The sequence below is a fragment of the Amycolatopsis vastitatis genome, from assembly GCF_002234595.1.
Lineage (GTDB): Bacteria > Actinomycetota > Actinomycetes > Mycobacteriales > Pseudonocardiaceae > Amycolatopsis > Amycolatopsis vastitatis.
This window is the reverse complement of sequence record NZ_NMUL01000042.1, coordinates 19,772-39,663: the sequence shown is the minus strand read 5'-3', so window position 1 is coordinate 39,663 and position 19,892 is coordinate 19,772. Positions and strand designations below refer to the sequence as shown.

General features: G+C 70.7%; 19 protein-coding genes. 8 read left to right on the top strand and 11 right to left on the bottom strand.

Going from position 1 to position 19,892, the window contains the following annotated elements; translation table 11 throughout:
* The first annotated feature begins 129 nt into the window (after positions 1–129).
* From CF165_RS35510 to CF165_RS35500, 3 genes are all read left to right on the top strand, one after another.
* Positions 130–1,716 carry an ATP-binding protein gene (locus CF165_RS35510; RefSeq protein WP_240521938.1) on the top strand — a complete coding sequence of 529 codons (1,587 nt, stop codon included), beginning with the start codon at positions 130–132 and terminating at the stop codon, positions 1,714–1,716.
* Positions 1,713–2,381, top strand: a complete 669-nt coding sequence (locus CF165_RS35505) for a response regulator (protein ID WP_093951962.1) — start codon at positions 1,713–1,715, stop codon at positions 2,379–2,381. The genes CF165_RS35510 and CF165_RS35505 overlap by 4 nt, the downstream gene beginning before the upstream one ends.
* 91 nt (positions 2,382–2,472) lie before the next feature.
* Positions 2,473–4,221: a M64 family metallopeptidase gene (locus CF165_RS35500; protein ID WP_093951961.1), complete on the top strand. Its 1,749-nt coding sequence runs from the start codon at positions 2,473–2,475 to the stop codon at positions 4,219–4,221.
* A gap of 107 nt (positions 4,222–4,328) precedes the next feature.
* Here the strand turns inward: CF165_RS35500 and CF165_RS35495 are convergent, their stop codons facing one another.
* The 8 genes from CF165_RS35495 to CF165_RS35460 form a co-directional block, all read right to left on the bottom strand.
* Positions 4,329–5,696 carry a beta-N-acetylhexosaminidase gene (locus tag CF165_RS35495; protein ID WP_093951960.1) on the bottom strand — a complete coding sequence of 456 codons (1,368 nt, stop codon included), beginning with the start codon at positions 5,694–5,696 and terminating at the stop codon, positions 4,329–4,331.
* 1 nt (position 5,697) lies between these two features.
* Complete coding sequence (locus tag CF165_RS35490) at positions 5,698–6,546, bottom strand: carbohydrate ABC transporter permease (protein ID WP_093951959.1); 849 nt, start codon at positions 6,544–6,546, stop codon at positions 5,698–5,700.
* A complete protein-coding gene (locus tag CF165_RS35485) occupies positions 6,537–7,475 on the bottom strand; it encodes a carbohydrate ABC transporter permease (RefSeq protein WP_093951958.1) in 939 nt (312 codons plus the stop codon). Before CF165_RS35485 ends, CF165_RS35490 begins: the two co-directional genes overlap by 10 nt.
* The gene (locus CF165_RS35480; protein WP_093951957.1) at positions 7,475–8,758 is read right to left on the bottom strand and encodes an extracellular solute-binding protein; all 1,284 of its coding nucleotides are present in this window, start codon (positions 8,756–8,758) and stop codon (positions 7,475–7,477) included. Before CF165_RS35480 ends, CF165_RS35485 begins: the two co-directional genes overlap by 1 nt.
* 76 nt (positions 8,759–8,834) lie before the next feature.
* Complete coding sequence (locus CF165_RS35475) at positions 8,835–9,968, bottom strand: lactonase family protein (protein ID WP_093951956.1); 1,134 nt, start codon at positions 9,966–9,968, stop codon at positions 8,835–8,837.
* 46 nt (positions 9,969–10,014) lie between these two features.
* Entirely contained in the window at positions 10,015–11,403 is a 1,389-nt protein-coding gene (locus tag CF165_RS35470; protein WP_093951955.1) for a GntP family permease, read from the bottom strand.
* Positions 11,400–12,995, bottom strand: coding sequence for an N-acyl-D-amino-acid deacylase family protein (locus tag CF165_RS35465; RefSeq protein ID WP_093951954.1), 1,596 nt, complete (start codon positions 12,993–12,995; stop codon positions 11,400–11,402). Before CF165_RS35465 ends, CF165_RS35470 begins: the two co-directional genes overlap by 4 nt.
* Positions 12,995–14,293, bottom strand: coding sequence for an amino acid deaminase (locus CF165_RS35460; RefSeq protein ID WP_093951953.1), 1,299 nt, complete (start codon positions 14,291–14,293; stop codon positions 12,995–12,997). The genes CF165_RS35465 and CF165_RS35460 overlap by 1 nt, the downstream gene beginning before the upstream one ends.
* Positions 14,294–14,421: 128 nt before the next feature.
* Here CF165_RS35460 and CF165_RS35455 point away from each other — a divergent pair, with 128 nt between their 5' ends.
* Genes CF165_RS35455 through CF165_RS35445 form a run of 3 tightly spaced genes read left to right on the top strand, consistent with a single transcriptional unit; the run spans position 14,422 to position 16,534 of the window.
* On the top strand, positions 14,422–15,396 hold the full coding sequence (locus tag CF165_RS35455) for a sugar kinase (RefSeq protein WP_093951952.1): 975 nt from the start codon (positions 14,422–14,424) through the stop codon (positions 15,394–15,396).
* Entirely contained in the window at positions 15,393–16,151 is a 759-nt protein-coding gene (locus CF165_RS35450) for an IclR family transcriptional regulator (RefSeq protein ID WP_093951951.1), read from the top strand. Before CF165_RS35455 ends, CF165_RS35450 begins: the two co-directional genes overlap by 4 nt.
* Positions 16,151–16,534, top strand: coding sequence for a RidA family protein (locus CF165_RS35445; protein WP_093951950.1), 384 nt, complete (start codon positions 16,151–16,153; stop codon positions 16,532–16,534). Before CF165_RS35450 ends, CF165_RS35445 begins: the two co-directional genes overlap by 1 nt.
* 15 nt (positions 16,535–16,549) lie before the next feature.
* On the opposite strand, the gene CF165_RS35440 is transcribed toward CF165_RS35445, so the two are convergent.
* The 3 genes from CF165_RS35440 to CF165_RS35430 form a co-directional block, all read right to left on the bottom strand.
* The gene (locus CF165_RS35440) at positions 16,550–17,545 is read right to left on the bottom strand and encodes a 1-aminocyclopropane-1-carboxylate deaminase (protein ID WP_093951949.1); all 996 of its coding nucleotides are present in this window, start codon (positions 17,543–17,545) and stop codon (positions 16,550–16,552) included.
* Positions 17,542–18,186: a GntR family transcriptional regulator gene (locus CF165_RS35435; RefSeq protein WP_205661061.1), complete on the bottom strand. Its 645-nt coding sequence runs from the start codon at positions 18,184–18,186 to the stop codon at positions 17,542–17,544. Before CF165_RS35435 ends, CF165_RS35440 begins: the two co-directional genes overlap by 4 nt.
* A gap of 244 nt (positions 18,187–18,430) precedes the next feature.
* Positions 18,431–18,790 (bottom strand): DUF1844 domain-containing protein, encoded by a 360-nt coding sequence (locus CF165_RS35430; protein WP_167441657.1) that lies wholly within the window; start codon positions 18,788–18,790, stop codon positions 18,431–18,433.
* Positions 18,791–18,995: 205 nt separating this feature from the next.
* Here CF165_RS35430 and infC point away from each other — a divergent pair, with 205 nt between their 5' ends.
* Complete coding sequence (gene infC, locus CF165_RS35425) at positions 18,996–19,613, top strand: translation initiation factor IF-3 (protein WP_093951947.1); 618 nt, start codon at positions 18,996–18,998, stop codon at positions 19,611–19,613.
* Positions 19,614–19,680: 67 nt separating this feature from the next.
* Positions 19,681–19,875, top strand: coding sequence for a 50S ribosomal protein L35 (rpmI, locus tag CF165_RS35420; protein ID WP_013227847.1), 195 nt, complete (start codon positions 19,681–19,683; stop codon positions 19,873–19,875).
* Positions 19,876–19,892 lie beyond the last annotated feature (17 nt).

Sequence of the window (19,892 nt, the reverse complement as noted above, 5' to 3'; positions counted from 1 at the left end):
AGGGGTGGTCCAGGTTGCGGCACACTGTAAGCGCAGTTCGGTGATCCGGCTCACTTGTGTTCATTGAGTTCGTGTGATGATCGACCGTCTCGTTCGGACACCGGCGCGCGTGTGTGCTGGTATGAGGAGGTGCCCCCGACGTTGCGGTCCCACTGGAGCCTGGCGCGCCAGCTGCTCGTGCTGCAGCTCGCGGTGCTCTGCGTGCTGGCGGGCGCCGGGATCACCTTCGCCTGGCTCGACGCGGGACACGCGGTCCAGCAGAACGCCGAGGACCAGGTGCGCGCGGTGGCGCTGACGATCGCGGACGCGCCCAGCGTCGTGGCGGCGGTGGGGACGCCGAACCCGAGCGCGACGCTGCAGCCGCTGGCGCTGCGCGTGCAGCACGACACCCAGGTCGACTTCATCACGATCATGAGCCCGGCCGGGATCCGCTACACGCACCCGACCCCGGCGCTGATCGGGCAGCCCTACATCGGGAACATCGGCAAGGCCCAGCGGGGCGAGCCGCTCACCGAGACCTACACCGGCTCGCTCGGCCCGTCGGTGCGCACGGTCGTGCCGGTGTTCGACGCCGGCCACCGGGTGATCGCGCTCGTCGCGGTCGGGATCAAGGTCGCGGCGATCTCCGCCGAACTGCGCGAGCGGCTGTGGCCGCTGTTCGGCGTCGCGGGGGCGGTCCTGCTGGTCGGCGCGCTCGGCGGCTGGCTGATCAGCGCCCGGCTGCGGCGCCAGACCCGCGGTGTCGCGCCGGACGAGCTGAGCAACCTCTTCGAGTACCACGAAGCCGTGCTGCATTCGGTCCGCGAAGGCGTGCTGCTCGTCGACCGCGACGGGCGGATCGGGCTCTGCAACGACGGCGCACGGACCCTCCTCGGCCTCGACACCGATCCCGTCGGGCGCGAGCTGGCCGCGCTGGGACTGCCCGACGGGCTGGCCGAGGCGTTCACCTCCGCCGAGAACCGGGCCGAGGAGCTGCACCTGACGGATTCGCGCGTGCTGCTGGTCAGCACGACGGCGGTCCGCTCGGGCGGCCGCGCGCAGGGCACCGTCGTCGTCCTGCGCGACCACACCGAGCTGCAGACGCTCACCGGGGAGCTGACCACCGCCCGTGGCCTCGCCGAGGCGCTGCGGTCGCAGGCGCACGAGGCGGCGAACCGGTTGCACACGGTCGTTTCCCTGGTCGAGATCGGCAAGCCCGAGCAGGCCGTCGAGTTCGCGACCGCCGAGCTGGCGCTGGCCCAGGAGCTGACCGACCGGGTCGTCGGCGCGGTCGCCGAGCCGGTGCTCGCCGCGTTGCTGCTGGGCAAGGCCGCCGAGGCGAGCGAGCGCGGGGTCGAGCTGACGGTCACCCCGGACACGGTGATCGACGACGCGTCCCTCGGCGTCGCCGCCCGCGACCTGGTGACCATCCTCGGCAACCTGATCGACAACGGCCTCGACGCGGCCGTGCGGGGCACCGGTCACCCCAAGGTGGTCGTCACCGCCCGCTCCGACGAGGGCGGCCTGCTGCTGCGCGTGGCCGACAGCGGACCCGGCGTCCCCGAGGACGCCGACGTCTTCCGCCGCGGCTGGTCGACGAAAGCCGGCGACGGCCACGGACTCGGGCTCGCGCTCGTCGGCCAGGCGGTGCGCCGCTACGGCGGTACGGTCGACGTCGGACGGGACGGCGGCGCGGTGTTCACCGTCCGGCTGCCGCGGCAGGAGGCGGACCGGTGATCCGGGTGCTGGTGGTGGAGGACGAGCCGGTGGCCGCCGAGGCGCACCGCGTCTACGTCGAACGGCTCCCGGGCTTCTCGGTGGCGGGCGTGGTCCACTCGGGCGGCGAGGCCCTGCGGTTCTGCGAACGCGAGCCGGTCGACCTGGTGCTGCTCGACTTCTACCTGCCCGACACGCACGGGCTGGCGGTGTGCCGTTCGCTGCGCGCGGCCGGGCTGCCGATCGACGTCATCGCCGTGACGTCGGCGCGCGACCTCGGCCTGGTCAAGGCCGCGGTGTCGGTCGGCGTGGTGCAGTACCTGCTCAAGCCGTTCACCTTCGCCACGCTGCGGGAGAAGCTCGAGCGCTACGCCGAGTTCCGCGACGCGTCCGGCGAGGTCACCGGCCAGGCGGAGATCGACCGGGCCCTCGGTGCCTTGCGCACGACCGAGCAGCCGCCGTTGCCGAAGGGAATGAGCGTCCAGACCCTGGAAGCGATCACGGACGCGCTTTCCGGTGCGGCGGAAGGACTTTCCGCGGGCGCGGCGGCGAGCGCGATCGGCGCGTCCCGCGTGACGGCCCGGCGGTACCTGGAGTACTTGGCGGACAACGGAATGGCCCACCGCGAGCCGCACTACGGCCAGGTCGGGCGGCCCGAGGTCTGGTACCGGCTGACTCGCGTGTGACGGCCCATCCCACGGTCCCGACTTCCGGCGGGTTCCGGCGCTCCGACCGGTGCGGTAGACCGGAAAGAACGCCGACCAGGGGAGTGCCGCCATGCGGAAATGGGCCGGGTTCGTCGCAGCGTTCGTACTGTCCCTCGGGCTCGCCACTCCGGCGTACGCGGCGGAGCCCGCGGCCACCGTCACCGAGGTCCAGGTGACCGGTCCGGTCGCCCAGCGGTTCAACCTCGTTGTCCTCGGGGACGGCTACACCGCCGCCGAGCAGCCGAAGTTCTTCGCCGACGTCGAGCGGCACGTCAGCACCCTGTGGTCGCTCGAGCCGTTCAAGTCCTACCGCAGCTACTTTAACGTCTACGCCGTTTCCATCACCTCACCGGAGTCCGGTGTGGACTGTGACCCCTCGCTCGACGCGCCGCGGCGGAACACCCCGCTGGACATGGGTTTCTGGGGCGGCTGCAACCCGCAGAGCGTGCAGCGGCTGCTGACCGTCGACGACGCGGCCGCCCAGCGGTACGCCGACCTCGTGCCCGGCACGACCCCGGCGAACCGGCAGATCCTGGCACTGGGCAACAGCGAGACCTACGGCGGCGCGGGCGGCACCTACGCGACGGCGTCCGGGGGCAACGCGTTGTCCGCGCTGATCTCGCCGCACGAGCTCGGCCACTCCCTCGGCGGCCTCGACGACGAGTACGACTACTACGCCCGCAACGTCCCAGGCGGCGCCTACGAAGGCGGCGAGCCGGACTCGATCCACCACACCCTGCTGACCGAGCCGCAGATGCGCGCTCAGCACGCGAAGTGGTGGCGCTGGCTGGGCGAGCCCAGCGAGGCCGGCGGCACGATCGGCCGCTTCGAAGGCGGGCTGTACACCCAGACCGGGGTGTGGCGGCCGAGCAGGCACTCGATGATGAAGACACTCGGCTACGCGTTCGACCAGGTCGGCCGCGAACGGATGACGCAGCGCATCTCGGCGAAGGTCCCGCTGATCGGCGGCGGCACCCCGGCCGGGACGATCGGCGCCGACCGCGTCGTCCGGGTGCGCCCGCTGCACCCGGTGAGCCACCGCCTGGACGTCACGTGGACGCTCGACGGCACCAGGCTGCCCGGTCGTGACGCGGTCGACCTGCGCCGCGAGCACGTCAAGCCGGGCAAGCACACGCTGACGGCGACGGTGACCGACCCGACGCCGTTCGTCCGCGACCCGGCCGCTCGGCCGACGGCGACCCGCACCTGGACGGTGGACACCGCGGTGGTCACGCCGCCGGCCGGCGGACCGGCGGTGGTGGCGTCGACGCCGGTGTCGCGACCGGTCGGCGCCCACGACGTCGTCTACGTCGAAACCGGCGAGCCGACCGGCTCGATCCCCGAGGTCCTGTGGACGCTCGACGGCCGCCTGGTGGGGACCGGCTCCGACATCGCCCTGGACGCGCCCCGCGGCTCGCACACGCTGACGGCGACGACGGGCGGCACGACGTTGACCTGGACGGTGGACGCGACCGGCCCGACGACCACGGCCGAGCTGCCCCCGGGCACCGTGTACCACGGTTCGTTCACGATGCGCCTGAAGTCGCCGGACGGCATGCCGGAGTTCCGGGTGGACGGCGACGGCTGGCACAAGTTCTACGGCTGGCCGACGGACCCGGAGGCGCCGTACCTGTTCACCCCGCGCGGCACGGAGATCGACGGCCTGGCATACGGAAATCTCGGCGAGGGCGGCCTGACGGTGTCGCCGTTCTCCGAACGCAAGCCGGGCTACGGCACGCACCGCATCGAGTACCGCTCCATCGACGCGGCGGGGAACGTGGGCCCCACGAAGTCGGTCACGGTTACGCTGCTGCCGTAAGCAAGGGAGGGCGGGGGAGGTTTCCGGGGCGAGGGTTCTGGCAAAGTCGTAGCGTCCCCGTTTCAGGTGCCTCACCGGCGTGAACGGCACGCTGAGGGCGGGGGAAGTTAGCGTGGCCGTCCCGGCACTCCCGGCCGCGTCTGCCACGGATGCGGACCGTCCAGCGGCCGGTACTCGACGCCCAGCGCGTCGAGCCGCGGCAGGTGGTGGTCTCGCAGGCGCGGCAGGAACTCCGCGTAGTCCCGCGGCCCGCTGCTCCACGCCACTTCCGCGAACGCCGACAGCCGCGGGAACGCCATGTAGTCCACCCGCCGGACGCTGTCGAGGTGCTCGGTCCACACCTGCGCCTGGACACCGCGCAGCCGTGGCCCGCTCAGCGCCGGTTCGTACGCGTAGACGTCTTCCAGCGTGTGCACCGCGCCGACCGGGATCGGCTCATCCGGGTGCTCGGACTGCCGGTGGTCCAGATACACGTGCTGATCCGGGCACATCACCACGTCGTGCCCCGCCGCGGCCGCCTGGATGCCCGCGTCCTCGTCGCGCCAGGCGGCGATCACCATCGGCGGCAGCCCGTCGATGTCGAGGACCTCGTCCCAGCCCATCGGGGTGCGGCCGCGCGCCACCAGGTACTCGGCCAGCTGCCGGACGAACGCGCGGTGCTCGTCGGTCGCGCCCGGCGTCTCGTCGCCGCCCAGGGCGATCACCGGGGACGGGAAGATCTCCAGCAGGTGGTCGAACACCGTCCGGAAGAAGTCCAAAGTAGACGAAACTGGCGAAAGCAGCGAGGTGCTGATGCCCCATTCGGTCCAGACCTCGTAGGACGACGAAGTGCCCAGAGACGGGTAAGCCGCCAGCGCCGCCCGCGCGTGCCCGGGGATGTCGATCTCCGGCACGACCGTGATGGCCCGCGAAGCGGCGTAAGCGACGATCTCCCGCAGGTCGTCGCCCGTGTAGAAGCCGCCGTGCGGACGCCCGTCCTGGGCGCCTCCGCTGCCCACCATCGACGAGGGCCGCCAGCCGCCCACCGACGTCAACCGCGGGAACGCCGGGACCTCGAAGCGCCAGCCCTGGTCGTCGGTGAGGTGCAGGTTCAGCACGTTCAGCTTGTGCGCCGCGAGCAGGTCGACGAACCGGAGGACTTCCGCTTTGGTCCGGAAGTGCCGGGCGACGTCGAGCAGGCACCCGCGCCAGCCGAACCGCGGGTGGTCCTCGACCACCCCGCACGGCAGCGACGTCGGCGCGAAGCCGGCCAGCCGGAACGCGGACGGCCCCGCCAGCTGGCGCAACGTCTCCCGGCCGTGGCACTCCCCGGCGGAGCCGGCCGCTTCCAGCACGACGCCGGAAGGGGAAATCGAGAGCCGGTAGCCCTCCGGCGGCAGGGCGGCGGGCCGGACGTCCACAGTGGACGGCCAGGGGCACGAACCCGGCTCGGGCGTCACCGAAACCGGGCGGGGGAGCAGCGTGTCGAATGACATGTCAGCCCTTCACGGCGCCGGCCATGCCCGACACCAGCCGTCGTTGGACCAGGACGAAGAACACCAGCACCGGGATCGTCATGAGCGTCGAAGCGGCCATGACCGCGCCCCAGTCGGTGTCCTCCGGCTTGAAGAACACCAGGATCGCCTGTGGCAGCGTCTGGTTCTCGGTCTTGGAGATGATGAACGTCTTCGCGAACAGGAAGTCGTTCCAGGCGTGGATGAACGCGAGCACGCTCACCGCGACCAAGCCCGGCGCCACCAGCGGGAACAGGATCTGCCAGGTGAACCGCATCCGCGACGCGCCGTCGAGCTTCGCGGCCTCTTCCAGCTCCACCGGTACAGCCGCGACGAACCCGCGCAGCATCCAGATCGCGAACGGCAGGCTGAACGCCAGGTGCACCAGCACCAGCGAACCCAGCTCGTTGAGACCCAGCGCCGGTACCGCGCCGCCGAGGGACCGCATCAGGAAGAACAGCGGGATGGTCAGCGCCTCGACCGGCACCATCTGGGCGACGAGCGTCATCACCAGCAGCACCGTACGGCCCTTGAAGGAGAACCGCGTCAACGCCACCGCGGAGAGGAACGACAGCAGCAGCGACAACACCACGACGACCAGCGCCACCACCAGGCTGTTGACGAAGTACCGCCCGAAGCCCGACACCGTGAGGACCCGCGAAAAGCTGTCGAACGACGGGTGGAACGTCCACGGCTTCGGGTTCGCCGCCTGGATCTCGCCCGGCGGCTTGATCGCCGACAGCAGCATCCAGTACAGCGGGAAGGCGACGACCCCGGCGATCACGACCGTGACGACCTCGGCGACCAGCCGGCCAGGACGGTTCACAGCCATGCCGCGCTCCGGCGCTGCGTCCGGACGTACAGCCCGGTGACCGACAGCAGCAACAGCGTCATGACGACTCCGATCGCCGAGCCGAGGCCGTATTCCTGCCCCGCGAAGGCCTGCTGGTAGGCGTAGACGTTGAGCACGAGGTTGCGCCCGGCCACGCCACCGCCGTTGGTCATCACGTAGATCTGGGTGAAGACCTTGAAGTCCCAGATGATCGACTGCACGGTGGCGATCATCAGCAGCGGCCGCACCATCGGCAGGACGATCGTCCACGTCGTGCGCCACGCCGACGCGCCGTCCAGCGACGCCGCTTCCAGGACCTCGTCCGGGATGCCCTTGATCCCGGCGTACATCGTGACCAGCACGAACGGGAACGAGCACCAGATCACCTCGGCGGCGACCAGCCCGAACGCGCCGAGCGTGCCGAACGTCCACGAGTGGTGTTCGAAGGGGAGCCCGAGCCCCGAGAGCACCTCGTTGACCAGGCCGAAGTCGGTGTCGAACAGGAACAGCCAGACGTAGGAGCCCGCGATCGCCGGGGTCGACCACGCGCCCAGCGCGGCCAGGAACAGCAACATCCGGGGGAGCGAGCGCACCCGGCTCGCCAGCACCGCGAGCCCGGTGCCGACGATCAGCGAACCGGCGACGCAGGCCGCGGCGAACCCGATCGTCTTGCCGAGCACCGTCCAGAACTGCGCCTGGGACAGCAGATCGGTGTAGTTCGCGAAGCCGAGGAACACCAGCGGCGCGTTGCCCGCGGCCTGCGGCTGGCCGTAGTCGTAGAACGAGATCAGGACCAGCTGGTAGATCGGGTAGGCCAGCAGCGCGGCGAGCAGGATGCCCGCCGGGGCGAGGTAGAGCGCGGCGGCCCGGCCGTCCCGCCGCCGCGTCTTCCGCGGCACGGCGACGGGACGGACCTGCTGGGCCACCACTAGCCGAAGGCCTTGTCCATCGCGGCGGCCGCGTCGGCCAGGGCCGCCGACGGGTCCTTCCCACCGGTCGCGATCTGCTGGACGGCCGTCGGCAGCACGTTCTGGCTGTCGATCTTCGACCACGCCGGGGTCGCCGGGACGAACTTCGTCCCCGCCTTGAGGGTCTCGACGAACGGCTTGAGGAACGGGTCGTTCGCCGCGAGCTTCTGCTGCACGCTGCTCAGCGTCGGCAGGTTGCCCATCGCCGTGTACATCTTCTCCTGGTACTTCGCGCCGCCGAGCAGCTCGGCGAACTCCAGCGCCAGGCCGCGGTGCTTGCTCGCCTTGAACACGCCGAGCAGGTTGCCGCCGGCGAACGCCGGGGCGATGCTGCCCGCGGTGGCGCCCGGCAGCGGCACGACGGCGTACTTGCCCTTCACCGCGCCCTGCTCGACGGCCTTGCGGTTGAAGTCGCCGCCGATGGTCATCCCGGCCTTGCCGCCCGCGAACGCCGTGACGCTCTGCGTGCCGGTCAGGTTCGCGCACTGCGCCGGCGGGCAGATGTCGTCCTTGAGCAGGGCCGCGTACTGCGTCACGCCGGCCTTGGCCTGCTCACCGGTCACGGCCGACTTCCACTTGTCCCCGTTCTGCTGCGCCAGCTCCCCGCCGTTGGCCCAGAGGAAGGGCAGCATCGCGTAGGTGTACTTGCCGCCGACGGCGATGCCGTAGAGGTCCGGCTTGGCGGCGCGGATCCGGCGGGCGGTGTCGGTCAGCTCGGCGAGCGTCGCGGGCGGCTTGAGGCCCAGCTCGGTGAAGACGTCGCTGCGGTAGTACAGCGCGCGGACGCCGGTGTACCAGGGCAGGCCGTAGGTCTTGCCGCCGGACTTCGCCGTCTCCAGCACGGACGGGATGAGGTCCTTGCCCTCGCTCCACGACGCGAGGTCGCCGGTCAGGTCGGCCAGCGCGCCGGTGGCGGCGTATTTCGAGACGTCGGTGTTGCCGAACTCGGCCACGTCCGGCGCGTTGGCCGGGTCGTTGAAGGCGCCGGAGAACTTGTCGGCGCGGCCTTCGACGGGCACCCACTGGACATCGACCTCGACGCCCTGGTGGGCCGCCTTGAACTCGGCGATCGCGTCCTTGACCGCCGCCTCCTTCGGCGCGCGGTTGGCCTCGTCGAACAGCCAGACGCGAACGGTGCCGGTCTTCTCGTCGCTCCCGGAGCCGGCGGGCGCGGACTGGGTAGGCGCGCAGCCGGCCAGCAGGGCCAGCCCGGCTACGACGGGCAGAGTGCGGCGAAGCCTCATGAGGAACCTCCCGTAGGTGCCCTCGTGAGTGCGTAACAGTGTTCTAACACTGTTACGCACTCACGAGGGTTTGGGGTCAGGCGAAGTGGACGGAGTTGACGCTGCCGACGGCGAGGTTCCCGGCGACCGCGCCGGGCAGGCCGGTGGCCGGGTCGCGCGGCAGCCAGGTGACCGTGCCGGAACGCTGGTTCGAGACGTAGAACCACTGCCCCTCGGGGTCGATCGCGAGGTGCCGCGGCCAGTTTCCACCACTGGACACAGTGGACACGAGCTTGACCGCGGCGCCGTCCGGTGACACCGAGAAAGACGCGATCGTGTTCGGCCCGCGCACCGTGGCGTGGAGCAGTTTCGCGTCGGGGGACACGAGGATCTCGCCCGGGAACCGGTCACCCGTGGTGCCGGACGGCACCGCGGGCACCACCGAGAGCGCTTTCAGCCTTCCGGAAGCGGCGTCCCAGCTCGCCACGGTGATCTCCGCGCGCAGCTCCTGCAGGATGTAGGCGAACCGGCCGTTCGGGTGGAAGGCGAGGTGCCGCGGCCCGGCCCCGGACGGCAGCTTCAGCTGCTGGTGCAGCGAAAGCTTCCCGGTGGCGACGTCGAGCGAGTACACGTAGACCGAGTCGGCGCCGAGGTCCACCGACAGCACCCAGCGGCCGGTGGGGTCGTTGACGACCTGGTGGGCGTGGGCCTGCCCGGAGTCGGCGTGGTGGGTCACCAGGTCGGTGGCCGCTCCGAGCTTGCCCCCGCCGAGGATCGGCAGCACGACGACGCTGCCCGAGCTGTAGTTCGCCGCCAGCACGTACTTCCCGCTCGAATGCACCGAAAGGTGCGTCGGCGCGCCGCCCTTCGACGAAACCTTGTTGATCAGCTTCGGTTTCGTGACGTCGGCGATGTTCAGCGCCGAGACGTATCCGGCCGGGTCGCCTTCGTTGGTGACGTACAGCGTCTTGCCGTCGGCGCCGCGGTCGAACCACGACGTGTCGGTGATCCCCGGGACGGTCCGGACCGGGGTCAGCGCCGCGCCCGAACGGGTGGCGACGTCGAGGCCGTGCCCGGTCGCCCCGGTGGTGTAGCTGCCGATGTACACGGTCGTTCCGGCGAAGCAGCCCTTCTCCGTGGTGGCCGCGTCGGCGAACTGCGTGCCGAGAACGGTGGCCGCGCCCGCGGCTCCGGCGGCGCCGAGGAACGTGCGGCGGGAAAGTCCGGTCATGGTCGTTGTCTCCCAACGGGTTCGAGGCGGCTTGCTCCAGTATGGTCTAGACCACAGCCATGAGCAATGCCGAAACCCCGAATCCGGAAACGGAAAGCACGGTTTCCAGCGCGGTCCAGGACTTGAGCGTCTGCGGCACGGTGAGGTTGAAGTACCGCGAAACGATCCAGAACCCGCCGTCGTTCACGTGCGAGGCGATGATCGACCCGGCGGAGATCGCCATCACCAGCAGGGCCAGCTGGATCTGCGAATACCCGAGCTGGGCCACGGTCGGCGCGATGATCCCGCTGGTGGTGACGATGGCTACGGTGGCCGAGCCCTGCGCGATGCGCATGCCGCAGCTGATGACGTACGCCGCGAGCAGCACGGGCAGCCCGGCGTCGTGCAGGGAGTCGGCCACGGCCTTGCCGATCCCGGTCGCCGACAGCACCGCGCCGAAGAACGCGCCCGCGCCGACGACCAGCAGGATCATCGCGACCGGCCGCAGCGACTTCGCGGCCAGCTCGTTGAGGTCCTTGCCGGTGAAGCCGCGCCGCAGGCCCAGCAGCCAGGACGCGAGCAGGACGGCCACGGTCAGCGCGACCGCCGGGGTCCCGATGAACGCGGCGACGCCGGCGAGCGCGGAACCCTTCGGGAGCCAGATGCTGCCGAACGTGCCGGCCAGGATCAGTACCAGCGGCACCGCGATGATCGCGGCGACCAGCCCGAGCGACGGCGGGTTCTCCTCCTGCTCGCCCTCTTCTTCGGCGAAGACCATGTCCTCCGGCACGTCGACCGTGATGCGCTTGCCGATCCACGTCGAGTAGAGCACGCCGCCGATGAGGAACGCGGGGATACCGCAGGCCAGGCCCATCAGGATGATCCAGCCGAGCTCGACGTGCAGCAGCCCGGCCGCGGCCACCGGGCCCGGGTGCGGCGGCAGGAAGGCGTGCGTGATCGACAGGCCGGCCAGCAGCGGCATCGCGTACAGCACCAGCGACTTGCCGCCCTGCTTCGCGGCGACGTAGACCAGCGGGGCCAGGACGAAGATGCCGATGTCGAAGAACACCGGGATGCCGAAGACGAACCCGGCGACACCCATCGCCAGCGGCGCCCGCTTTTCGCCGAACGACCGCAGCAACGCGCCGGTCAGCACCTTCGCGCCGCCTGAGCGTTCCAGGATCGACCCGAGGATCGTGCCGAGGCCGATGATCGCCGTGATGTGCCCGAGGATGCTGCCGAACCCCTTTTCCAGCAGGGAGTCCGACGCCTTCTGGGCCGACCCGACGATCGTCCCGACGGGCAGGCCCGCGGCCAGCGCGGTGAGCAGGCCGACGACGATGAGGGCGATGAAGGGTTCGAGCCGCAGCTTGATGATCAGCGCCAGCAGGACGGCGATCGAGACGGCGGCGAGCGTGAGCAGGCCACCCGTGGTGTGTTGCAGCCAGTGGATCATCGGGCTCTCCGGGGGTTGCGCAGGGAACGGCCGGCGAGGGCGCCGGTGGGACGGCCGTCGTCGAGGGCGGCGACGCCGTTGACGAACACGTGGGTGAGGCCCGTGGCGGGCTGCCGCGGGTCTTCGAAGGTGGCGGTGTCGGTGATCGTTTCGGGGTCGAACAGCACCAGGTCGGCGGCGTACCCGGCGCGGACCAGCCCGCGGTCGGTCAGCCGCAGCCGCCGCGCGGCCCGCCCGGTGAGGTGGGCGACGCACTCGGCGAGGTCCAGTACGCCCAGTTCGCGGACGTACCGGGCGAGGTAGCGGGGGAACGTGCCCCACGCGCGCGGGTGCGGCCGCGCGCCGACGAGCAGCCCGTCGCTGCCGCCGGTGTGCGTCCGGTGCCGCATGATGGCCTGGACGTTCTCCTCGTGCCCGACGTGCATCAGGCACGACGTCCCGAGCCGTTCGTCGAGCAGGGTGTCGAAGTACAGCTCTGACGGCGGCACGTTCGCCGCGGCGGCCGAAGCGGCGACGCTGTGCCCGACGAGGTGGGCGTTGCGCTCGTTGCGGACGCCGTTGATTTCGATGGCTTCCCAGTCGATCGGGACGCCGTGCGCACCGTCCGAACCGGACTCCTCGATCGCGGCGCGGATCCGCTCGCGTTGGTCCACATCGGACAAGCGAGCCAGCGTGGCGTCGAGGCCGCCTTCGGCGGCCCAGCTCGGCAGCAGCGCCGACAGGTACGTCGCGCCCGGCAGGTACGGGTAGGTGTCGAGGGAGATGTCGCAGCCGTCGTCGAGCGCGTCGTCCAGGAGCTTCAGCAGCTCGGGTGCCTTGCCCTTGTTGACGGAGAAGTTCATCGTCGCGTGCGCCAGGTGCAGGGGGCAGCCGGACCGGCGCGAGACGTCGATCATCTCGGCGAACGCCTCCAGCGCGCCCTTGCCGTAGCTGCGGTGGTGCGGGCTGTAGAACCCGCCCAGCTCGCCGACGACGCGGCACAGCTCGACCAGTTCGCCGGTCTCCGCATACATCCCTGGTGTGTAGGTGAGGCCGGACGACATCCCCACCGCGCCCTCGGCCAGGCCACTGGCGACGAGTTCCTTCATCCGGTTCAGCTCGGCGTCCGTCGCCGGGCGGTCGTCCCAGCCGACGGCAAGCATGCGGACCGTGCCCTGCGGCACCAGGTAGGCGGCGTTGACGGCGACGCCCCGGTCGAGGCGGTCGAGGTACTCGCCGACCGAGCGCCAGTTCCAGTCGAACCCCGGCGGGTCGTCGTTCCAGCCCGCGAGCTGCTGCCTGAGCGCTTCGAGCACGACGTCGTTGACGGGCGCGTACGAAAGCCCGTCCTGGCCGAGCACCTCGGTCGTCACACCCTGCGTGATCTTGGCCGGGTGCTCCGGATTGGCCAGCAGCTGCAGGTCGGAGTGCGAATGCATGTCGATGAACCCGGGCGCGAGGACCAAGCCGTCCGCGTCGACGCTCCGGCGTCCGGTGAGCGAGCCCGGCTCGGCGATTTCGGCGATCCGGTCCCCGGTGACGCCGACGTCGTGCCGGGCGAGCGCGTCGCCGGTGCCGTCGGCGACCAGCGCGCCCCGGAAGACGACGTCCATCAGAACCACGTCCGGACGTAGTCGACGACGGTTTCGCCGTCGGCCGCGGTCACCGGCAGCAGCGGCCACTTGTCGAACACCGTGCAGGGGTGGGAAAGGCCGAGGCCGATCCAGTCGCCGACCTCGACCGGGGAGCCCGAGGGCAGGGTGAGGAACGCGTGCTGGTCGTTCATCTTCGCGACGACGTGCCCTTCGAGCGGCTCGGCGGGCCCGCTCGGCGTCCGGCGCAGCTGGGGCTCGGGCATGCCCTCGTCGAAGGACGCGTCGCGCTTGCCGAGGGTCAGCAGCGCGAGGACGTCCGACGGCTTCGACGTCACCTGCGCCCAGGCCCGGAGCGCGGGCCGGAAGGAGGCGACGCCGTCGATGCGCGGGTGGTCGCCGAGCGGGGAGATCTCGCGGTAGAAGCCGTCGTCGTGGGTGAGGTACGCGCCGCTGCGCAGTACCGGCAGCACGTCGAGACCCTCCGGCCACGGTTTCGTCAGCTCGTTCGCGACCTGGTCGAAGTACGCGCTGCCGCCGGCGGTGACGATGATCTGCCCGTCGAGGAGTCCCTTGTCCGCGAACGAGATCGCGAGGTCACGCAGACTGTCCACATAGGAGCTGATCTTGGCCAGCGCGGCTTCGTCGGTGTCGTGCGACAACGCGCCCTCGTAGCCGCCGGTGCCCCGCAGGCGCAGCACCGGGCTCGCAGCCACCGCTTCGGCGATCGCCAGCGCGGTGGCGGTGTCGCGGACGCCGGTGCGGCCGCCGTCGGCGCCCAGTTCGACCAGGACGTCGACCGGGCGTTCGGCGCCTTGCAGGGCTTCGGTCATCAGCTCGACGCCGCGGACCGAGTCGACCCAGCAGAGGAACTCGAACGCGGGGTCCGCCACCAGCTCGGCGGCCAGCCAGCGCAGGCCCGCGGGGTCGAGGAACTGGTTGGCGAGCAGGATCCGGGACACGCCGAAAGCGCGGTAGATCCGGAGGTGACCGGCGTTCGCGCAGGTCACGCCCCATGCGCCGTGCTCGATCTGGCGCGCGAACAGCTGCGGCGCCATGGTCGTCTTGCCGTGCGGGGCGAGGACCACGCCCCGGGCGAGGCACCACGCGGCCATCGTCCGCAGGTTGTGCTCGAGGGCTTCGTCGTCGAGGACGACGAAAGGGGCGAAGAACCCGTCGGTGAACAGGTTGAGCCGGCGGTCCGCGGCTTCGTCCAGGGTGAGCCCGGCCAACGCGGGCGCGGCCGAGCGGAAACGCCAGTCGATCCGCTCCCGGCGGAGGGCGTCGAGCGCGGCGGAGTCCATCAGGCAAGGGTCCATCGGGCAAGGGTTCATCGGCGGCGACCTCTGTTGCGTATGTTGCAACGACTGTTGCGCATGGTGCGCCCCATAGGTGTAGCATCCGGGGTCGCCACAGGTCAACGGGGTGAAGGGCAGGGAGACGGACAGTGACGAGCGGGCCCGAGGTGCTGTGTGTGGGCGAGTCGATGGCGCTGTTCGTGCCCGCCGAACCCGGCCCGCCGGACGAGGTGAAGCACTGGGTGCGCACCATCGGCGGCGCCGAATCGAACGTGGCCTGCAACCTGCCGACGCTGGGGATCCGCAGCGGCTGGGTGAGCGCCGTCGGTGACGACCCGTTCGGCCGCGCGATGCTGCGGGAGGTCGCTTCCCACGGTGTCGACGTCAGCGCCTGTTACGTCGACCCGCTGCGCCCGACCGGGCTCTACGTCAAGGAAAGCGGCGCGGGCGGCAGTCCCGTGCGCTACTACCGGACCGGCTCGGCGGCGTCCGGGATGGGGCCTTCGCTGCTCGACCGGCTCGACCTCGACGGCGTCCGGGTGCTGCACCTGTCCGGGATCACCCCGGCGCTGTCGGACAGCTGTCTCGCGCTGGTGCGCGCGCTCTTGGACATGCCCCGCGGCGACCGGCTGATCTCGTTCGACGTCAACCTGCGGCCGGCGCTCTGGACGGGCCGTGACCCGGCGCTGCTCGCCGAACTGGCCGGTCGGGCGGACATCGTCCTGACCGGCGACGACGAGGCCCAGCGGGTGTGGGGGACCGGCGACCCGGCGAAACTGCGGGCTTTGCTCCCGGAGCCGCGCACGCTCGTCGTCAAGCACGGCGAACGCGGCGCGACGCTGGTCGAAGGCGAGCCGTTGTTCGCGCCCGCGCTGAAGGTCGACGTCGTCGAGCCGGTCGGGGCGGGCGACGCGTTCGCCGCCGGGTTCCTGGCCGCGACGCTGCGCGGGGCCCGGCCCTTGGAGCGGCTGCGGCAGGGGCACCTCCAGGCCGCCGTCACCCTGCTCACCCACGACGACGTCGGCGTGCCGCTGCCGCCCCCGGTCGTGGATACCCTGCTGCACGCGGACCCGGACGAGTGGCGTTCGGCGCGGCTGACCGGAGAGGGCGTGGTACTCACATGAGCCAGAGCTTGGACCGCGCGCTGACGTTGCTGGGTTCGATCGCGAAGGACGCCCGCACCCTCGACGACCTCGCCGAAGAGATCGGCGTGCACAAGTCGACGGTGCTGCGGCTGCTGCGCACCCTCGAACAGCACCACTTCGTCCGCCGGGAGGGCGCCCGGTACTACCGGCTGGGCAGCGCCATGTTCGACCTCGCCAACCAGGCCCTCGATTCCTTCGACGTCCGGCGCAGCGCCCAGCCCGCGCTCGCCGCCCTCAACGCGCGCACCGGGCACACCGTGCACCTGGCCAGCTACGAGGACGGCGAAGTCGTCTACATCGACAAGTTCGAAGGCAGGCACTCGGTGCGGATGTACTCGCGCATCGGCAAGCGCGCGCCGCTGCACTGCACCGCGGTGGGGAAGGTGCTGGTCGCCGCGATGCCCGCGGCCCGCCGCGAGGAGATCGCGCGGTCGATCGAGTACCCGGTGCGGACGCCGAACACGATCACCACGCCCGAGGCCTACCTGGCCGAGCTGGAACGCGTGGCCCAGCTCGGGTACGCCGTCGACAACGCCGAACACGAGGACTTCATCCACTGCATCGCGGCGCCGGTGCGGGGGACGGGCGGCGAAGTCCTCGCCGCCGCGTCGATGTCGGTGCCGAAGGTGCTGCTCGACTACGAAGGCCTGCTCGCCCTGGTCCCGGACCTGCGGGCGGCGACGCACGAAGCTTCCGTCCACAGTGGATGGACGGGGAACGGAAAGGGGCACTGATGAGCAAGACGGCAGTTTCCACCGAGAACGCGCCGAAGCCGCCGGCGAAGTTCTCGCAGGCCGTCCGCAAGGGGAACCTGCTGCAGGTCGCCGGCCAGGTCGCCTTCGACCCGGCCACGAACGAGATCGTCGGCGACGACGTCGCCGGCCAGACCCGGCAGACGTTCAAGAACATCGAAGCCGTGCTGGCGGAGGCGGGCTCGAGCCTCGCGGACGCGATCATGGTGCGGGTGTACCTGACCGACACGGCGCACTTCGCGCCGTTCAACGAGGTGTACGACGAGCTGATCGGCGACGCGCCGCAGCCGGCCCGCACGACGGTGTACGTCGGTCTCCCGGGTGAGCTGCTCGTCGAGATCGACGTGCTCTGCGTGCTGGACTGACTCCGGTGGCGGCGGTCAGCCCAGGACGCTCGTGTAGCCGTTCAGGGCTGGCTGCCCGCCGAGGTGGGCGTAGAGGACGTTCGAGTCCCGCGCGATCTCGCCGTTCTTGACGAGGTCCATCAGCCCGGCCATCGACTTGCCCTCGTACACCGGGTCGGTGATCATCCCCTCCAGCCGGGCGCACGTCTCGATTGCGTCCACAGTGGACTTGTCGGGAATGCCGTAGATCCCGGCGTGGTAGCGATCGTCGAGTTCGACGTCGGGGATCTCCCCGGCGCCGATCAGCTCGGCGGTGTTGCGCGCGATGCGTGTGACCTGCTCGCGGGTCTCGTCCGGCTTGGCGGAGGCGTCGATGCCGAGGATCCGCCGCTTCTTGCCGAGCGCGGTCCCGGCGACCATCCCGGCCTGGGTGCTGCCGGTGACCGAGCAGACGATCACGGTGTCGAAGAAGACGCCGAGTTCCTCTTCCTGCTTCTCGAGTTCCACGATCCAGTTCGCGAAGCCGAGCCCGCCGAGCCGGTGGTCGGAAGCGCCGGCGGGAATGGCGTACGGTTTCCCGCCGCCGGCCTCGATCTCGGCGATCGCGTCCTCCCACGTCTGCTTGAAGCCGATGCCGAAGCCGGCTTCGACGAGCCGGACGTCGGCGCCGAGGATCCGCGAGAGCTGGATGTTGCCGACCTTGTCGTAGAGCGGGTCGTGCCAGTCGACCCAGCTTTCCTGCACGAGCACGGCCTTCAGCCCGGCGCGCGCCGCGGCGGCGGCGACCTGCCGGGTGTGGTTGGACTGGACGCCGCCGATGGAGACGAGCGTGTCGGCACCCTGGGCGAGCGCGTCGGCGACGAGGTACTCGAGCTTGCGGGTCTTGTTGCCGCCGTACGCGAGGCCCGAGTTGACGTCTTCGCGCTTGGCCCAGACCTTCGCGCCACCGAGGTGGTCGGTGAGCCGGTCCAGGGGGTGCACCGGCGACGGCCCGAACAGCAACGGGAAGCGCGGGAAGTCGGCGAGGGTCATCGGTCCTCCAGGAGGTCGGTCCAGATGGTGGAAATCACGGAGACGGCTTCGCCGGTGTCGTGCTTTTCGAGCGCGTCGATGAGCCGCGTGTGGCGCTCGACGGAGTTCCAGGCGAGCGCGGAGCTGAACCGGGCGTGCTCCAGCCGGCGCAGCAGCGGCGTGTACCGGTCGAGGGTCGCGGCGACAGCGGCGTTGCCGGCGAGCCTTACGGGAATGTCGTGCAGTTCGTCGTCCGCTTTCACGGCGGCCGCGACATCACCGGCCTCGATGGCGGCGGCGAAGCGGTCGTTGGCCGCCCGCATGGCGGCGACGTCGCCCGGACGGCACTTCGGCACGGCCTGCCGGACGGCGAACTCGTGCAGCACCCGCACGATCTCCCGGGCATCGAGCACATCGCGCGACATGACATCGGAGACCCGGGTGTAGCTCTGCGGCTTCGAGTCGACGAGCCCTTCTTCGGCCAGGCGGCGCAGAGCTTCCCGAACGGGGGCTTTCGAGAGCCCGAGCTGATCGGCGAGATCGCCGTCGCGCAGCGCAGCACCGGGCGGCAGCGTCCCGTCGACGATGGCCTGGCGGATGCGGTCGTACGCCTCGTCACGCAGCAGCGGACGAGCGACCTTCGAGAGACTCACATCTAACATGTTAGATGTCGGTGGCTCGTTCCGCCAGGCTTGCTCAGTCACATCCAGGCGGCCTGAACCGGCCGGTCACATCCGGGCGGGTTCGCGGTTCGGTTCACGGTTGTCCACAGCCGGCCCGTGATGTGGACAACTCCGCCCTGGCCCCCGCCTTCTCCGGCTTTTCGTCCGGCACCCCCGATACACTGGACTCGGGGACGCCCCCCGGAGAGGGCGGGGGAGGTTCTGAGCGAGGTCGGGCCCGCGGTCAGTAGACCGGGCCGGTGTACTTCTCTCCGGGTCCCTGCCCAGGCGGATCGGGTACGACGGAAGCCTCGCGGAACGCCTTCTGGAGCGACTGCAAGCCGTCGCGCAAGGGGCCGGCGTGCAGGCCCAGGTACTCCGCCGAGGCCGTCACGAGCCCGGCCAGCGCGGTGATCAGGCGGCGCGCTTCGTCGAGGTCGCGGTGCGGGGAGGTGGCCGGGTCGGCGTCGGCGAGGCCGAGCCGTTCGGCGCCCGCCGACAGCAGCATGACCGCGGCGCGGCTGATCACTTCCACGCTGGGGATGTCCTCCAGGTGGCGGGCTTCCGGGGAATACGGGGGCTGTTGCGAAGGTTGTTCCGACACGTCTGGTACCCTTCCACGAGCGACCAGCCCCCGAGCGATCGGGGGCGGCAAGTGGAGCCCCGCTCCCACCCGCGTCACCGTACAGGTGGTCGGGTCCGGTCTCGCCCGGGCGTGAAGTCCAGGGTGAAGTGCCCGGCTTCGCGGCCGGGTGCGATCGGAAACAGAGTGGGCCCCGCGCACCGAACGGTGTCGGGGCCTTCGCTATGTGGGCACCAGGTCGAACGAGAACAGGAAACATTCCTCGGACCAAGGAGGCCCCATCAGCTCCGAGACACGCATCAACGACCGTATCCGGGTGCCGGAAGTCCGACTCGTCGGACCCGCCGGCGAACAGGTCGGCATCGTCCGGATCGAGGATGCGCTGCGCCTGGCGCAGGAGAACGACCTCGACCTCGTCGAGGTCGCGCCGCAGGCCCGCCCGCCGGTGTGCAAGCTCATGGACTTCGGCAAGTTCAAGTACGAGAGCGCGCAGAAGGCCCGCGAGTCGCGTCGCAACCAGCAGCTGACCGTCATCAAGGAACAGAAGCTGCGCCCCAAGATCGACCAGCACGACTACGAGACCAAGAAGGGTCACGTGTCGCGCTTCCTGGCGGCGGGCAACAAGGTCAAGGTCACGATCATGTTCCGCGGTCGCGAGCAGTCCCGGCCGGAGCTCGGCTACCGGCTGCTGCAGAAGCTCGCCGAGGACGTCACCGAGCTCGGTTTCGTGGAGTCGTCGGCCAAGCAGGACGGCCGCAACATGATCATGGTGCTGGCCCCGCACAAGAACGTGAAGCCGAAGGCCAAGGCCGAGCAGGCGCCCGACCCGGCCCCTGAGGCATAAGCGCCGACCAGCACGAGTCAGCGGCTCACCGGTTCTCCGGTGAGCCGCCGCACGAAAGAGGACAGAAATGCCGAAGATGAAGACCCACAGCGGGACGTCCAAGCGCATCCGCAAGACGGGTACGGGCAAGCTGCGCCGCCAGATGACCGGCCGGCGCCACCGCATGGAGAAGAAGTCCAGCCGCGTGACCCGCCGTCTCGAGGGCACCACCGAGGTGTCGAAGACCGAGGCCGGCCGTCTCAAGCGCCTGCTCGGCATCTGATCCCGCAGAACTTGCTC

What these genes read in the sequence shown, in the direction of transcription:
- CF165_RS35500 (WP_093951961.1), top strand. Translation starts at nt 2,473, where the DNA reads ATGCGGAAATGGGCCGGGTTCGTCGCAGCGTTCGTACTGTCCCTCGGG.
- CF165_RS35495 (WP_093951960.1), bottom strand. Translation starts at nt 5,696, where the DNA reads ATGTCATTCGACACGCTGCTCCCCCGCCCGGTTTCGGTGACGCCCGAG.
- CF165_RS35490 (WP_093951959.1), bottom strand. Translation starts at nt 6,546, where the DNA reads ATGGCTGTGAACCGTCCTGGCCGGCTGGTCGCCGAGGTCGTCACGGTC.
- CF165_RS35480 (WP_093951957.1), bottom strand. Translation starts at nt 8,758, where the DNA reads ATGAGGCTTCGCCGCACTCTGCCCGTCGTAGCCGGGCTGGCCCTGCTG.
- CF165_RS35475 (WP_093951956.1), bottom strand. Translation starts at nt 9,968, where the DNA reads ATGACCGGACTTTCCCGCCGCACGTTCCTCGGCGCCGCCGGAGCCGCG.
- CF165_RS35470 (WP_093951955.1), bottom strand. Translation starts at nt 11,403, where the DNA reads ATGATCCACTGGCTGCAACACACCACGGGTGGCCTGCTCACGCTCGCC.
- CF165_RS35465 (WP_093951954.1), bottom strand. Translation starts at nt 12,995, where the DNA reads ATGGACGTCGTCTTCCGGGGCGCGCTGGTCGCCGACGGCACCGGCGAC.
- CF165_RS35460 (WP_093951953.1), bottom strand. Translation starts at nt 14,293, where the DNA reads ATGGACCCTTGCCTGATGGACTCCGCCGCGCTCGACGCCCTCCGCCGG.
- CF165_RS35450 (WP_093951951.1), top strand. Translation starts at nt 15,393, where the DNA reads ATGAGCCAGAGCTTGGACCGCGCGCTGACGTTGCTGGGTTCGATCGCG.
- CF165_RS35445 (WP_093951950.1), top strand. Translation starts at nt 16,151, where the DNA reads ATGAGCAAGACGGCAGTTTCCACCGAGAACGCGCCGAAGCCGCCGGCG.
- CF165_RS35440 (WP_093951949.1), bottom strand. Translation starts at nt 17,545, where the DNA reads ATGACCCTCGCCGACTTCCCGCGCTTCCCGTTGCTGTTCGGGCCGTCG.
- CF165_RS35435 (WP_205661061.1), bottom strand. Translation starts at nt 18,186, where the DNA reads ATGTTAGATGTGAGTCTCTCGAAGGTCGCTCGTCCGCTGCTGCGTGAC.
- rpmI (WP_013227847.1), top strand. Translation starts at nt 19,681, where the DNA reads ATGCCGAAGATGAAGACCCACAGCGGGACGTCCAAGCGCATCCGCAAG.